Origin of the sequence: Nocardia sp. CA-135398 (assembly GCF_050955845.1) — a bacterium.
In the GTDB taxonomy this organism is placed as follows: Bacteria; Actinomycetota; Actinomycetes; order Mycobacteriales; family Mycobacteriaceae; genus Nocardia.
Genome location: NZ_CP192084.1, coordinates 7,325,480 through 7,339,579, shown reverse-complemented (window position 1 = coordinate 7,339,579; position 14,100 = coordinate 7,325,480). Strand labels below are relative to the sequence as shown.

The following is a 14,100-nucleotide window of genomic DNA, read 5'->3' as shown; positions in this document are numbered from 1 at the left end:
TGCTCGACTGCCCGGTCTGATCGGGCGGTGGTTCGACGAAAGGCTCGCCCTCATGCGTAAGGGGATCCTCGGCATTGCGGCCGTATCGGTCGCGCTTCTCACCTCGCTCACTGCCTGCGGGGACGACAACAAGGACTCCGGTGGTGGGGGCGCCAAGATCGGTGTGATCCTGCCGGATAGCAAGTCATCCGCACGGTGGGAGACGGCGGATCGGAAGTATCTGCAGGCCGCGTTCGACGCGGCGGGGATCAAGGCGGATATCCAGAACGCGCAGGGCGATAAGAACGCCTTTCAGACCATTGCGGATCAGATGATCACCAAAGGTGCCTCGGTGCTGATGATCACCAACCTCGACAGCGGGACCGGCAAGGCCGTGATTCAAAAGGCGAAGTCGCAGGGGGTGACCGTCATCGATTACGACAGGCTGACTCTCGGCGGCGGGGCGCCGTTCTATGTGTCGTTCGACAATGTGAAGGTCGGCAAGTTGATGGGGGACGGGCTGGCCAAGTGTCTCACCGACAAGAAGGCGGTCAATCCGATCGTCGCGTATCTGAACGGCAGTCCGACCGACAACAACGCGACACTGTTCAAGAACGGCTACGACAGCGTTCTCAAGCCGAAGTTCGATTCCGGTGAGTATGCGAAGGGACCGGATCAGGCGGTGCCGGAGTGGGATAACACCAAGGCGGGCACCATCTTCGAGCAGATGCTCACCGGCACACCGAATCTCGGCGGTGTGCTCGCGGCCAACGACGGGCTCGGCAATGCCGCGATCGCGGTGCTGAAGAAGCAGAAGCTGAACGGCCAGATCCCGGTGACCGGCCAGGATGCCACGGTCCAGGGCCTGCAGAACGTGCTCGCGGGCGATCAGTGCATGACCGTCTACAAGGCCATCAAGTTGGAGGCCGATGCGGGCGCGAACTTGGCGATCGCGCTCGCGAAGGGTGAGAAGGGCGAGGCGACCAGCACCGTCGACGATCCCGAAGCGAAGGCGAAAGTGCCCGCGGTGCTGCTGGAACCGAAGGCGATCTTCAAGGAGAACGTGAACGACGTTGTCGCGGACGGCTACGTCACCAAGGCCGAGCTGTGCACCGGCGAATTCGCCAAGCTCTGCGCGGATAACGGGGTCCGCTGATCGTGTTACACCGCCCCTTCCGCGGTTCGATGAGGGGACCGCGGAAGGGGCGTCCCAAATTGAGGAGCTGCACCCATGCCGGATACCCCGGTCATCGAATTACGCGGGATAGAAAAGAGTTTCGGTCCCGTCCATGTCTTGCACGAGGTCGCATTCTCCGCGTACACGGGTGAGGTGACGGCACTGGTCGGCGATAACGGCGCGGGCAAGTCCACCCTGGTCAAGTGCATCGGCGGCACTCATCCGATCGATTCGGGTGAATTCCTTTTCGAGGGCGAGCCGGTGCGTGTGCACAGTCCGCGTGACGCCGCCGATCTCGGGATCGAGATCGTGTACCAGGATCTCGCGCTCTGCGACAACCTCGACATCGTGCAGAACATGTTCCTCGGCCGGGAGAAGAAGCACGGCCTGGTCCTCGACGAGTACGGGATGGAGGAGCTGGCCGGAAAGACTCTGGCGGGCTTATCGGTTCGGACGGTGAAGTCGGTGCGACAACAGGTGGCGAGTCTGTCCGGTGGTCAACGCCAGACGGTGGCGATCGCGAAAGCCGTGCTGTGGAACAGCAAAGTGGTGATCCTGGACGAGCCGACGGCCGCGCTGGGTGTCGCTCAGACCCAGCAGGTGCTCGAGTTGGTTCGTCGACTTGCCGACAAAGGCCTTGCGGTGGTGTTGATTTCGCACAATATGAACGACGTCTTCGCGGTCTCGGATCGGATCGCCGCGCTGTACCTCGGCCGGATGGCGGCGCAGGTGCGCACCGCCGACGTGACGCACGCGCAGATCGTCGAACTGATCACCGCCGGTCGTAGCGGAAGTCTCGGCCTCGGAAATGGAGCAAGCGTATGAGCGCCGTGGTTACGGACAAATTCGAGGCCACGGCCTCGCCGGTGACCGAGCTGGTCAACTCGTATGTCGGACGGGTGCGCAGCGGCAATATGGGTGCGCTGCCGTCGATTATCGCGCTGGCGGTGCTGTCGGTGGTGTTCTGGATCGCGCGGCCGGTGTTCATGACGCAGGGCAATTTCGCGAATCTGCTCACCCAGGGGGCGGCCATCGCGGTGATCGCCATGGGACTGATCTTCGTACTGCTGCTCGGTGAGATCGATCTGTCCGCCGGATTCACCAGTGGCGTGTGTGCGGCGGTGCTCGCGGTATTGCTCACCGATAGGGGATGGTCTTGGTACGCGGCGGTACTCGTTTCGCTGCTCGCCGGCGTCGCGATCGGCCTGACCATCGGCACGATCGTGGTGAAGATCGGAATCCCTTCGTTCGTGGTGACATTGGCGGCGTTCCTGGCATTGCAGGGTGTGGCGCTGAAGATCATGGACAACGGGCGCAATATCTCGATCCACAACGAGACGATCCTGGCGATCGCCAATAAGAATGTGCCACCTTGGCTCGGCTGGGTCATGTATGTGGTGCTGCTGGCTGGATTCGCGGTTATCCAATACCGAAAACTGCGGGCGCGCACCAAGCTTGGTCTCACCGGTGAGACCGCGACGGTGATCGCACTTCGGATCGCGGCGGTCGCCGCGGTGGCGGGCGTGGCGGTGCTGATCCTGAATGACGAACGCAGCCGCAACCCGGCGATGCACTCGCTCAAGGGCATGCCGATCGTGGTGCCGTTGATTGTTGCGCTGCTACTGCTTTGGACGTTCGTGCTCAACCGGACCTCGTTCGGCAGACATATCTACGCGGTCGGCGGCAGTGCGGAAGCGGCTCGGCGAGCGGGCATTCCGGTCGATCGGATCAAAATCTGTGCCTTCGTGCTGTGTTCGACAATGGCCGCGGTGGGTGGACTGATCGCGGCGTCGCGGGCCAACTCCGTCGATCCGAATACCGGCGGCAGCGATGTGTTGCTGACCGCTGTCGGAGCGGCCGTGATCGGCGGTACGAGTCTGTTCGGCGGGCGCGGTCGGATGCTCGACGCGGTGCTCGGTGCGGCGGTGGTCGCGGTGATCAATAACGGAATGGGCCTGATGGGCTACAGCGCGGGCACCAAATTCGTTGTGACAGGATTCGTGCTGCTGTTGGCAGCGGGAGTGGACGCGCTGTCGCGCAAGCGTGCGTTGCCAGGAAGTTGACCCACGACCGGGAGGAGGTTCGCCCGAATGAGAGCTGCACCTTCCCCGGACGAGATCCGGCGGCAGAACCTCGCCGTGCTGCTGCGCCATGTCCACTCCAGCGGCCCCATGTCGCGGGCGGCGCTCGCCGAGCGGATGGGTCTCAATCGCAGCACCATTCTGGCGCTGACCGCCGACCTCGCCGCGGCCGGTCTGGTCAGCGAGGAACTGCCGGGGCAGACCGGGAAGGCGGGGCGGCCGTCGCTGGTGGTGCGGCCCGAATCGGAGCGGGTCTACGGGTTGGCGCTGGATGTCGGGGCGGACCGGCTCGCGGTGGCTCGGGTCGGCTTGGGTGGGCTGATTCTCGATCGGCGGGAAACGCGCCGTCCCAGTGGCACACTCGATCCGAATGAGGTGATCGGTGCGCTGGCCGCCCTCGCGGAGAACATGATTCGTGGGTCCGGTCCCGAGACCGTATGTGTGGGTGTGGGAGTCGCGTTCTGCGGGATGGTGCGGGAAGAGGACGGTGTCGTTCGGTACGGGCCGAATATCGGGTGGGTGGATGTGCCGGTCGGGGCGCGGCTTTCGGAGCGTCTCGGGTTGCGCGTCGCGGTCGGCAATAATGCCAACCTCGGTGCGCTTGCCGAGCGGGAGCGTGGTGTCGGCGTCGGGGTCGCGGACATGATCTACCTGCACGGTGAGGTCGGTATCGGCGGCGGAATCATCATGGGCGGCAAGCTGCTCGGTGGTGAGGGCGGTTATGGCGGCGAGGTGGGGCACATGATCGTCAATCCGGGTGGGCGGGCGTGCACGTGCGGGTCGCATGGCTGCCTGGAGGCCGAGGCCGGGGAACTCGCGTTGATCGCGGTTGCCGGGCGGACGGATCTCACCGGGCGTGCGGCGGTCGAGGCGATCGTGGACGCTGCCGCGCGCGGTGATGCCACTGCCCGAGATGCATTACACCAGATCGGCGATTGGCTCGGATACGGCGTTGCCAACCTGGTCAATATCTTCAATCCGACGATGGTCGTGTTCGGCGGCGTGCTGCGCGAAATCTACCTCGCCTCCGCCGCGCAGGTTCGCAGCAGGCTAGCGGTGAACGGCCTGCTCGCGGTGCGTGAACGCGTTCGACTGCGCACCTCGGCCCTCGCCGACGACGCCCCCCTCATCGGCGCCGCCGAACTAGCCTTCGCCGACGTCCTGACCGACCCCCTACAAACCCTGGCCCGCATCTCCAACTGACTCGCATCAAGATCAGGTGGAAGCTGTGCAGGCATCGGCCGAAGACTCCGCCACCAGTGCCACCTGATCTTGATCGTGCGGTGCGCCAGAGCGGTCGCTTGGGTGGTTTACCTGCGGGGATATTCGTGGGATGCTGGCGCGGTCCGAGCTCGGGGGTTGTAGTTCGAACTTATTGGGGGTGTTGTGTGGAGAGACATCCGTCGGGGCTTTCGTATGCGCCGAGGACCGAGCCGCCGTTGTTGCCGTACCGTCCGACCGGGGGGCGAGGGGAATTCGAGGATCCGCCGCGTGCGTCGCCGTGCCGCACGCCGTTACCTCGGAATGATCAGACCGGACGATCCGGCCCGCCAGGTGTGCGTCGGGCGCTCAGGGCCGGACATGCCGAGTTGCCTGCTGTCGTCGAATTGGATTCGACGGCACAGCAATTCGTCGAGCGTGCGCTGCGACTGGCACTCGAGATACTCGACCACCGCCGCCCTGTCGCTCAACTCACCAGGATGGCCACGCCCGCAGTCGTTTCGGCGGTGCGGACCATAGTCCGAGCCGACCTCGCACCCGGCCGCACACTAGGCGTCGCGGTGCTCTACCGCGCGAGCCTCATGATGGTCGACCCATCGACCGCCGAGGTCTTCGCCTCCTACGACCGCGGCCGCCAACACTTCGCCATCGCCGCCCGCATCGCCCGCACCCGCTCAACGGACTGGCGGCTCACCGTTTTCCGGGTGCGGTAGCTCCAGACGCGCGATCCGATGGTTGCCGCCTACATCCGCGCTGACAGAGCCGAGAAGACACCGCGTGACCCGGCAAAACGATTTACGCTCAGCCGCACCGATGAATTCGGGCTGGATCCGCCGTCGATACCTCTGGATACACCGACAGCGGTGGGTCAGAGCAGAAGCAATCGATCCGGACAATGATCCGGCGGTGAGTGGGAGGCACAGTGAGCGGCACCAGAGTGTTGGTAGCGGGGGCGAGCATCGCGGGGCCCGCGCTGGCCCACTGGCTGCACCGGCGGGGAGCCGAGGTGACCGTGGTGGAGCGGGCCCCCGAGCTGCGTCCGGGTGGGCAGGCGGTGGACGCGCGCGGGGTGACCAAGGAGGTCATCCGGCGCATGGGGCTGGACCCGGCGGTGCGCGCGGCCTGCACCCAGACCATCGGCGCGCACACCGTGGACGCGGACGGCAACGTGCTGGAGACCTTCCGCGTGGACGACGACGGCGGCGACGGATTCATCGCCGAGATCGAGATCCTGCGCGGTGACTTGTCCCAGGTGCTCTACGACGACACCCGCGACGGTGTCGAGTACATTTTCGGCGACCGTATCGCCGAGCTCACCCAGGATGCGGACGGGGTCGACGTGGTCTTCGCGGGCGGCGACCGGCGGCGTTTCGAGCTGGTGATCGGAGCGGACGGGCTGCATTCGGCGCTGCGCACAATGGTTTTCGGGCCGCACGAGCAGTTCGTCCGCCACCTCGGGCATGTGCTGGCCTTCTACAGTGTGCCCAACGAGTTCGGGCTGGACCGCTGGCTGATCGAGTACCAGGAGGCGGGGCGCTCCGCCGGGCTGCGGCCCATCCAGGACGCCACTCGGGCGATGGCCATGTTCTCCTTCCCCGCGGCCGACCTCGATGTCGACTACCGCGACGTCGCGGCCCAGAAGCGTCTGCTGCGCGAGCGGATGACCGGCTTCGGCTGGTTGACCTCGGGCATCCTCGCGCATCTGGACGACACCCCGGACTTCTACCTCGATCAGGTCGCCCAGGTGGTGATGGACCGCTGGTCGAGCGGACGGGTGGGGCTGCTCGGGGACGCGGCGTTCAGTTCGTCGCCGATGTCCGGGCAGGGCACCGGTCTGGCCCTGGTCGGCGCCTACCTGCTGGCCGGAGAGCTGGCCGCTGCCGGGTGGGACCCGGAGGCCGGGTTCGCCGCCTACGAGGGCCGGATGCGCTCGTTCGTCGAGGCCAACCAGGAGATCGCCAACTTGAACGCCCGCAGCCGCGACCTCCCCGGGCCGGACGCCGAACCGGGCCCCGATTTCACCGGAGAGTGGTTCGCCGAGCTGGTCGAGCGGGCGATCAACGGCGTCGAACTGCCCGACTACGCGGGGGTGCCGGACTCCGGAGTTCCGGCCGGACCGCCGATCACCTCGTCGGCCAGGCCCTAGGCCACCGCCTCGGGCGCGGCTCGGTGGAGACCCGGCGAGTTCGGCATGCGCCGCTCGAGCCGTCCTGGCTAGGCGTTGCGTGTGGACAGTGGCTGGCCGTCTCCCGGGGCCGGTAAGTCCACGGCAGGCGCGGGTTGTGGGGCGGAACTACGCTGGCTGGATGATCGGCACGCGGCGCAGTTATGACCTGGTGGCCGAGCGTTATGCCGATGAGCTCGGGGATGAGTTGCGGGGGAAGCCGCTCGATCGCGGGATTTTGGAGGTATTCGCCGAACTCACCAAAGGCGGTGTGGTTGCGGATATCGGTTGTGGGCCTGGGCATGTCGCTGCTTATCTTGCGGGGCGGGGAGCGCGGGCTATCGCGATGGATCTTTCGCCTGCGATGTGTGGCGTGGCGCGGCGGACTACTTCGGTGGCGGTGGGGGCGGCCGATATGACTGCGCTGCCGGTGCGGGCGGAATCGTTGGCGGGGGTGGTTTGTCTGTACGCGGTGATCCATTTGGACGAGCGGCAGCGGGCGGTGGCCTACGCGGAGTTCGCGCGGGTGTTGCGGCCGGGTGGGCACGCGCTTATCGCGTTTCACACCAGCGATGCGGACTTTCCGGATGGCGGGGCCAAGACGCTCACCGATTGGTGGGGTCAGCAGGTTGACCTCACCTTTCGTTACCTGGACCCGGACGCTGAATCCGAAGCCTTGGTGCGGGCTGGTCTGGTTCCTGCGGCGCGCTTGGACCGTGAACCGCATCCGGATACCGAACATCCGAGCCGGCGCAGCTATCTGATGGTCCAGCGCGTGTAGGGGAAAGGTGCGAATTGTGTTGCGAGCATTACTTTTTGATGTGCAGGGTACGGCGACGGATTTTCATTCGACCGTCTGCGCGGAGGCACGACGCATCGGCGGTGCCCGATATCGCCATATCGATTGGCCCGGTTTCGTAGACCATTGGCGCGCCGAGTACTTCGCCGCGCTCCGGAAAGCGGAGCCCGACCGAGACAACTGGGTCACCGTGCATTCGGTCTACGCCGACGCACTGGACGGCCTACTGGGTGACTACGGCATCGACCTATCGCCCGACCAACGCGCCGATCTCACACTCGCCTGGCAACGACTCGAACCGTGGCCCGATGTCGTCGCCGGATTAACCAGGCTCGCAAGCAAATTCACGATCGCGACTCTGTCGAATGCGGATGTCGCCGCCGTGGTGAACATCTCGAAGCGGGCCGCGCTGCCGTGGGATGCGGTGTTCACCGCCGAGATGGCGGGTGCGTTCAAGCCCGACCCCGCGGTGTATCGCATGGCCGCGGGGTATCTGGGGCTGGAGCCATCCGAGATCATGATGGTCGCCAGCCACAAATACGACATTCAGGCCGCGGGCGCGCTGGGTTTCCGTACGGCCTTCGTCGCGCGGCCGCTCGAGTTCGGCGCCGGCGGTGACGTGGACGTTTCCTTCGACGACGATTTCGACGTCAATGCCACCGACTTCCTCGATCTCGCGGACCAACTCGGCTGCTGATCTACCCGGTTCGCATGGCACACAGCACATGCCCGGCGCGCTATTCCTCGGTGATGATCAGCGAGGTGGCGATGGGAGCGAGCACCTCGACCAGTTGTGTGATCGGCGGGCGCGGGTCGGCCAGAATCCATTCGTGCGCGACGCCGTTGATCGCGCCGATGAGTGCGCTTGCCGCCCAGGTGATTCCGCCACGGACGCGGATATCCGGGCCCGCGATCGAGATGAGCAGCGCCTCGATTGCCGCCGCCCACGCGTGGCGGCGCTCACGGCGGTGCTTCTCCATGCGTTCGCTGACCCCGACCACTTCGACGAAGGCGACCTTGGCCCGGTACGGATCGGAGCTGATCGAACCGATGAACGCCGTCAGTACCGCGGTGAGCCCGGCCGCGATATCGGTATCCGGACCCAACGTCGCGACGGCCTGCCCGACGACCGCGGCGGACTGGTCCTGGATGTAGTCGTAGGACGCGATGAGCACGTCTTCCCTGGTCTGGAACTCCTCGTAGAACTGCCGCTTGGACAGCCCGGCCGCGGTGCACACATCGGCCAGCGAGCAGTCGGCATAGCCGCGCTCGGCGAAGGTTCGGATGGCGGCGTCCAAGAATCGCTGCCGTCGCTCGGCCTTTCGCTCGCTCACTGCGCGCCCGCCGTACTGCCTGTCCACGATGGTCACAGCTCCGCCTCGCTAGCGCTCGGCTCCGCTGCGACCAAGGGTGCTGTGTCTTCGGTTCCCTCGCTGTGCTCGGTCACAAGCACCACGCTATCCGAGCAGCCACGCGGACTGCTCGGTGTGCTGCGACGGCTCGGTCAGCCCAGGATGAAGGATCTGCCCAGCGCGTCCTGTGCGCCATAGAAGAGCAAGAAGACGTAATACAGAACCGTCGAGACCGGTTCATTGAGCACGTGCATGTTTCCTCGGAGCTTCCCCAGCAAGCTATTCGGCACCAACCGGCCGGTTCGGTGAACCGAAAGTTACGGCATATTCCGCCGCTCGGCACATCGAGTCGGCGAATCGGGTCTATTTCTGCCCAAGACTGCGGTCGTTGTTGCGATGCACATCACGTCTGTGTCATAGTCGCCAACATGTGAGACGGAGTGGTCTCACAGTTGGCGAAGGGGCTGGAAGTTGATCAATCCGCTGGCGGGTCGCGCCCGGCGAATCATGTTCTCGGCCGGAATCACGGCCATCGCACTGCTCGCCACGACCGCGGTCGCGGTCGCCGAGCCGCCGGAGCAACCGACGGCGGTGCAACCTGCGGCACCTGTTCCGCTGCCGCCCGAATTGGATCCGGGTTTCTACCATCCGGTCGCAGAGGTCGTAGCGAGCAAGGCGCCGGGCGAGATCATCTCGGCGCGGCAGGTCAATGTCGCCAACTTCGGGTTGATTCCGGTGAATGTCGATGCGTGGCAGGTCTCCTACCGCTCGAACAACAGTCGGGACGAGCCGATTCCAGCGGTAGCGACGGTCGTGAAGCCGCGCGGCTCGGCACCGGACAAGCTCGTATCGATGCAGATCGCCGAGGATTCGTTGGCCGGGTACTGTGCACCTTCCTATGCGCTGCAACAGTTTTCGGTCAGTCCGTTCGTCGGACAGGTCGTCGCTCCCGCGGAATGGGTGATCGCTCAGGGGGCGGTGCAGCAGGGCTGGGCGGTTGTCATTCCCGATCATCAGGGACCGAACAACGCCTACGCGGCCGGACCGCTGGCCGGGCGCATCACCCTCGACGGCATCCGCGCGGCACGCAATCTCGAGCCGATGCGGCTCGCGCCGGATACCCGGATCGGGATGTACGGCTACTCGGGCGGGGCCATTGCTACCGGTCACGCGGCCGAGTTGAAGCAGGGCTATGCGCCCGAGCTCGAGATCGTCGGCGCGGCCGAGGGCGGTGTGCCCGCCGATCTCGGGGTGACGCTGAATGTCGCGAACAACCAGCTCACCTCCGGTCTGGTCCTGGGCGCCATCAACGGGCTCACCCGCGAGTATCCGGATTTCGCCCGATTCATCGACGGGAATATCGATCTGCTCGGCCGGGCGGTGTCGACTGTGCAGGGTGGGCTGTGTGTGCAGTATGTATCCGCGTTGCTGCCGTTCCTGAACCTGAAGGGCATGCTCCGGGTGCCCGGCGATCCGATCCAGCACCCGGCGGTCGCCGATGTGCTCGACAAGACTCGCATGGGTAAATCGGTACCCGATATGCCGATGTACATCTGGCAGGGCAATCCGGATGAAATCATTCCGGTAGGTCAGGTCAACACGCTGGTCGATACCTACTGCCAAAGTCCTTCCGCGAGTGTGCAATACACCCGCGAGCACTTTGCGGAGCATGCTGTCACCGAGGTGTCGGGCACTGCGCCCGCCCTCCTGTGGCTGCGTGACCGGCTCAATGGTGTTCCAGCACAACAGGGTTGCAGCACCGCCGATGTGGGCTGGTTGGCCTTGGACCCGAACGGAATCGAACTGTTGAGGTCGACCTTCGGCGAGACCTTCGCCTCATTCTTCGGTAAGCCCATCGGCGTGAGGTGAGACGGAACATAATCGGCTGCAGGAGATCTCAGTCGGTGGTGCTGAACATCTCCTCTGCGCGGCGGGTGTCCATGTATTCGCGCACGCGGTGGATCAGACCGTCGCGCAATTCGAAGATAAAGCAGTAGTCGTTGTCGTAGTGGTTGCCGTTCATCAATGTCGCCCGCATCCGCTCCTCCACGACGACCGTCGCGCCCTCGGCGATGACGGCTGTGAACTGCACGCTTCGATCGGAAACGAACACGGCCGGAAACTCTCTGGTCAGGAAGTGCACGATGCGGTCACGGCCGACCAGGTGATTGGTGCCGTCGAGGGCGCGGGCGGTGGCGTTCTCCGGCGGCGCGAGCCATTCGGCATCCGGGGTGAATACCGCGGCAATGCGGTCGGGATCCTGGGTCGCGAATTCGCGCCAGGCTCGGATGATCACATCTTTGCTCGTCTGTGCGTCCATTCGGTCAATCCTGGGTCGGCCGCGGCCGCCGATCACGCCATATCCGGACAGACCGTGTCCGGATATGGCTGGTCGGTGCGCGGCCCGGAGCGCAGACTCGGGAGATGGGATCGTTCGAAGGCGTCGTCACGACCGGCATCTACTGCTTGCCGCCGTGTCCCGGACGCCCTCGGGCGGAAAATGTCGTCCCCTTCACCTCCGCTGCGGGTGCCGAGGCGGCAGGGTTTCGAGCGTGCCACCGCTGTCGGCCCTATCGGAGTGATCGAAAGCCCACGAGCGCATCCGAATTGGTCTGTCGCGCTATCGATCTCATTGCAGTGGGCGCACTGGACGAGGGCAATGAGGCGGAACTCGCCGCGCGGCTGGCAGTGTCGGAACGTCATCTGCGACGGATGTTCCACGAACAGGTCGGTGCGACGCCGGATCAGCTGGCCCGTTCGCGGCGTGCGCATTTCGCGCGACGACTACTGGACGATACCGATCTGTCGGTCACCGATATCGGCTTCGCCGCCGGATTCGGGAGCCTGCGTCAATTCAATCGGGTGATGGTCGCGATATTTCGCGCAACGCCTGTCGAGCTGCGCAAACGTCGGCGGCGTGCGGATCGGCTCGTCGCGGATGGCGGTCTCGCGCTGCGGGTGCCGGTGGCCGACGGGACGAACGTCGAGCGGAGATTGGCACAGCTGGCGCACACCGCGATCGCTGGTGTCGAGAGCGCCACGCCGACCCGCTACCGGCGCACGATCGACCTGGACGGCGATCCGGGCGTCATCGAAATATCCTCAGCAGCAGCAGATGCCGCGCTTCTCATGGTGCACGTGCCGCATATCGAGGGCTTGATCCATCTGGTGTCCAGGGTGCAGCGGCTGCTCGCGGGGGACCCGTGGGACCCATTCGAGGACGACATCCGCAGTGCCGTGTCGGGCAGCGATGTTCTCGACGATCTCGTCGCTGCCTATGGCAAACCCGTCGGCGGCTTGGAGCAGTTCGGCCTTTCCCATCTCTTCCCGACCCCGACGATGCTCGCCGCTGACCCCATTGGTCGAACCACGTCGCGGTCTCGCCAACTCCACCTGGCGAGACCGCAAGTTCAGCCGCCTTCCATGCACCACTGATGTCGTCGAAGGTGGGGAGGCGAACCGATCATCGCTGTGGGAGTGGCGAATTGATCGTGGTGAAGTACTGGAGCGCGGCCGCGACGATCACCGGGGCGGTGACAAAGAGCTGACCCGCAATGGCGCCGAGCGCGCCGACCGCGATGACGCCGCCGAGACAGCCGACGGCCGCTGCGGGCAGGATCGGACCGAAAAGCCCGATGATGGTGGCGGTGGCGGCCGCCGCACCGAGCGCCCCGCCGAGCGCACATCCAACGGCCGCGCCGCCGAGTCCGCCGACAACCGTCCCGACGATGGCCCCCATGGCGATGGTGCTGCTCATCCGATTCCAGGCCGCGACCTCGCGCTCGTATTCCGATCGGAAGGGCGCCTGATCCTCGAAGGGCAGCGCGACCGGCCGATACACCGCGCGCGCCATATCGAATTGCGGTACGAGGGTCGCGCTGTGACCGGAAATTGTTGCGGCGATGGGGAATTCGAAATCGTCGAGCCGTAGCCGCAACGGCATCGCGGCGACTACGGTGCCGTCGGCGGCCTTGATCTGGAAGAGATCATTGTCCGACGAGAGTGTGCCCGAGTCGATATCGATCACGCTGGCGCCGTCGACCGCGTGTGCGGTGAAGGCGACGCCCTCGCCCTCGTCCGCGGGCTGGGCCGCGGCTGTGCCCACGGCAGTGGCGACGGCAAGTGTGCAGGTGAGGATGAATGTGGTGACGCGCATGCTTGACCTTTTCGAGTGTGGTCCGTAGTTGGGGTGTCGGTTCAGGACAGCTGGGCCAGCGTGACGACGACCGCCGCAACGATCTCCTGTTGGCCGAGGCCGGTCAGGTGGACGCCATCGTCGAGGTGTCCGTCGAAACCCGAGTCGGGCGTGGTTATCGCGAACACGTCGACGATCGGCTCCGGCTGATCGGCCAGCATCCCGGCGGTATCGGCCATATCCGAAGTGCGCCAGGCGATTCCGGCCCGCTGAAAGTGCGGGAATGCGGCCGCCTTCGCCTCGTCCACCGCGGCCGGGGTGAGCCATACCCAGCGCGCGTCGATGTCACGCATCGCCGAGTCGTGCAGCAGCAGCAGATTGCGGTTCGTTTCCAACATGCTGACCAGTCGAGGTCCGTCGATCCCGCCGAGACGCTGGGCATCGTTTGCGTCGAGATGGCACAGCACCCAATCGGGCCGTTGACTGGTCAGCGTCGACAGTGCGGCGAGCGCCTGTGTTGTGGTGCAACCGGATACGGCCAGATTGCTGAGTCGGATGCCGTCGTCCGGACGGCGAATGGCCAGCAGCGCGCGCAGTATCTCGAACCAGGACAGCCGATCCGCCGTCGTACTCTCCCCGATGGCGACGACGTGTTGGCCTGCTTCGAATGGGAGACGGTCCACCGCGTCGGCCACTTCGGGGTTGGCCAGGAGTTCGGTGGCCGCCGTGTGGACCTGTTCATCGAATCCGGCGCACAGCCGCTTGTACTCGGCGGGATCCAGGCCGAACAGACGCGCGATGCGGATGTCATCGAGTGCGTGGAGATAGTGCAGCACCCGCTCGGGCCGCTGGAACCGGATCAGCTTCTCGATCAGCTCGGCATTCACGGTCAACTCAATTCTCTTATGTGAATCATTCAGGGCCTCGTCGAACGCCGCCGCAGCGCCACCGACCGTCGCAACCACGAACTGCACCTCACCCCGAAGGCGAAACAGTTGATGGGCCAGGTGTGGCAGATCGCCACGGCACACGAAGCCGATCTTTGCGAGGGGCTGGACGACACCGAATACGAACACTTGGCGACCCTGCTCAACCGAACCGCCGAACAACAACAGCTCACCCCGGGCGTGCACCCCGGCTATCGGCGAATGCCGCCCGCCGAGTAGGCGGCGTCAACGAAATACAACTGTCG

16 protein-coding genes and 1 pseudogene are annotated in these 14,100 nt (G+C 65.3%); 12 read left to right on the top strand and 5 right to left on the bottom strand.

Translation table 11 applies throughout. The features are described from left to right. Positions 1–52 precede the first annotated feature (52 nt). The 4 genes from ACQP1T_RS32800 to ACQP1T_RS32785 all read left to right on the top strand — a co-directional run bounded on the left by ACQP1T_RS32800 (position 53) and on the right by ACQP1T_RS32785 (position 4,440). Positions 53–1,135: a sugar ABC transporter substrate-binding protein gene (locus tag ACQP1T_RS32800; protein ID WP_433756897.1), complete on the top strand. Its 1,083-nt coding sequence runs from the start codon at positions 53–55 to the stop codon at positions 1,133–1,135. Positions 1,136–1,210: 75 nt separating this feature from the next. Beyond that, positions 1,211–1,981: an ATP-binding cassette domain-containing protein gene (locus tag ACQP1T_RS32795; protein ID WP_433756896.1), complete on the top strand. Its 771-nt coding sequence runs from the start codon at positions 1,211–1,213 to the stop codon at positions 1,979–1,981. Beyond that, on the top strand, positions 1,978–3,219 hold the full coding sequence (locus ACQP1T_RS32790) for a sugar ABC transporter permease (RefSeq protein WP_433756895.1): 1,242 nt from the start codon (positions 1,978–1,980) through the stop codon (positions 3,217–3,219). The genes ACQP1T_RS32795 and ACQP1T_RS32790 overlap by 4 nt, the downstream gene beginning before the upstream one ends. A 27-nt stretch (positions 3,220–3,246) precedes the next feature. Beyond that, positions 3,247–4,440 (top strand): ROK family protein, encoded by a 1,194-nt coding sequence (locus tag ACQP1T_RS32785; RefSeq protein ID WP_433756894.1) that lies wholly within the window; start codon positions 3,247–3,249, stop codon positions 4,438–4,440. A gap of 311 nt (positions 4,441–4,751) precedes the next feature. Here the strand turns inward: ACQP1T_RS32785 and ACQP1T_RS32780 are convergent, their stop codons facing one another. Continuing rightward, the gene (locus ACQP1T_RS32780) at positions 4,752–4,928 is read right to left on the bottom strand and encodes a hypothetical protein (protein ID WP_433762583.1); all 177 of its coding nucleotides are present in this window, start codon (positions 4,926–4,928) and stop codon (positions 4,752–4,754) included. Here ACQP1T_RS32780 and ACQP1T_RS32775 point away from each other — a divergent pair. From ACQP1T_RS32775 to ACQP1T_RS32760, 4 genes are all read left to right on the top strand, one after another. Continuing rightward, positions 4,845–5,171, top strand: coding sequence for an Rv3235 family protein (locus ACQP1T_RS32775; protein WP_433762452.1), 327 nt, complete (start codon positions 4,845–4,847; stop codon positions 5,169–5,171). The two genes, ACQP1T_RS32780 and ACQP1T_RS32775, sit on opposite strands and share 84 nt — an antisense overlap. Positions 5,172–5,380: 209 nt before the next feature. Further along, a complete protein-coding gene (locus tag ACQP1T_RS32770) occupies positions 5,381–6,604 on the top strand; it encodes an FAD-dependent monooxygenase (protein ID WP_433756893.1) in 1,224 nt (407 codons plus the stop codon). Between the two features lie 160 nt (positions 6,605–6,764). Then, complete coding sequence (locus ACQP1T_RS32765; protein WP_433756892.1) at positions 6,765–7,403, top strand: class I SAM-dependent methyltransferase; 639 nt, start codon at positions 6,765–6,767, stop codon at positions 7,401–7,403. A gap of 7 nt (positions 7,404–7,410) precedes the next feature. Continuing rightward, positions 7,411–8,118, top strand: coding sequence for a haloacid dehalogenase type II (locus tag ACQP1T_RS32760; protein WP_433756891.1), 708 nt, complete (start codon positions 7,411–7,413; stop codon positions 8,116–8,118). A 40-nt stretch (positions 8,119–8,158) separates the two neighbouring features. On the opposite strand, the gene ACQP1T_RS32755 is transcribed toward ACQP1T_RS32760, so the two are convergent. Next, complete coding sequence (locus ACQP1T_RS32755) at positions 8,159–8,791, bottom strand: TetR/AcrR family transcriptional regulator (RefSeq protein WP_433756890.1); 633 nt, start codon at positions 8,789–8,791, stop codon at positions 8,159–8,161. Positions 8,792–9,280: 489 nt separating this feature from the next. Here ACQP1T_RS32755 and ACQP1T_RS32750 point away from each other — a divergent pair, with 489 nt between their 5' ends. After that, positions 9,281–10,642, top strand: a complete 1,362-nt coding sequence (locus tag ACQP1T_RS32750; RefSeq protein WP_433762450.1) for a lipase family protein — start codon at positions 9,281–9,283, stop codon at positions 10,640–10,642. A 28-nt stretch (positions 10,643–10,670) separates the two neighbouring features. Here the strand turns inward: ACQP1T_RS32750 and ACQP1T_RS32745 are convergent, their stop codons facing one another. Then, positions 10,671–11,093 carry a nuclear transport factor 2 family protein gene (locus tag ACQP1T_RS32745; protein ID WP_433756889.1) on the bottom strand — a complete coding sequence of 141 codons (423 nt, stop codon included), beginning with the start codon at positions 11,091–11,093 and terminating at the stop codon, positions 10,671–10,673. A gap of 104 nt (positions 11,094–11,197) precedes the next feature. Between ACQP1T_RS32745 and ACQP1T_RS32740 the strand changes: the two are divergent. Continuing rightward, positions 11,198–11,332 (top strand): annotated as a pseudogene (locus ACQP1T_RS32740) (Ada metal-binding domain-containing protein); the annotation flags it as partial. 78 nt (positions 11,333–11,410) lie between these two features. Beyond that, the gene (locus ACQP1T_RS32735; protein ID WP_433762449.1) at positions 11,411–12,208 is read left to right on the top strand and encodes a helix-turn-helix domain-containing protein; all 798 of its coding nucleotides are present in this window, start codon (positions 11,411–11,413) and stop codon (positions 12,206–12,208) included. A gap of 28 nt (positions 12,209–12,236) precedes the next feature. Here the strand turns inward: ACQP1T_RS32735 and ACQP1T_RS32730 are convergent, their stop codons facing one another. Together ACQP1T_RS32730 and ACQP1T_RS32725 are read right to left on the bottom strand one after the other, a co-directional pair. Then, positions 12,237–12,929 (bottom strand): hypothetical protein, encoded by a 693-nt coding sequence (locus tag ACQP1T_RS32730; protein WP_433756888.1) that lies wholly within the window; start codon positions 12,927–12,929, stop codon positions 12,237–12,239. Positions 12,930–12,970: 41 nt separating this feature from the next. Next, on the bottom strand, positions 12,971–13,873 hold the full coding sequence (locus ACQP1T_RS32725) for an SGNH/GDSL hydrolase family protein (RefSeq protein ID WP_433756887.1): 903 nt from the start codon (positions 13,871–13,873) through the stop codon (positions 12,971–12,973). A gap of 33 nt (positions 13,874–13,906) precedes the next feature. On the opposite strand from ACQP1T_RS32725, the gene ACQP1T_RS32720 reads away from it, so the two are divergent. After that, positions 13,907–14,074, top strand: a complete 168-nt coding sequence (locus ACQP1T_RS32720) for a hypothetical protein (protein WP_433756886.1) — start codon at positions 13,907–13,909, stop codon at positions 14,072–14,074. Positions 14,075–14,100: the final 26 nt, after the last annotated feature.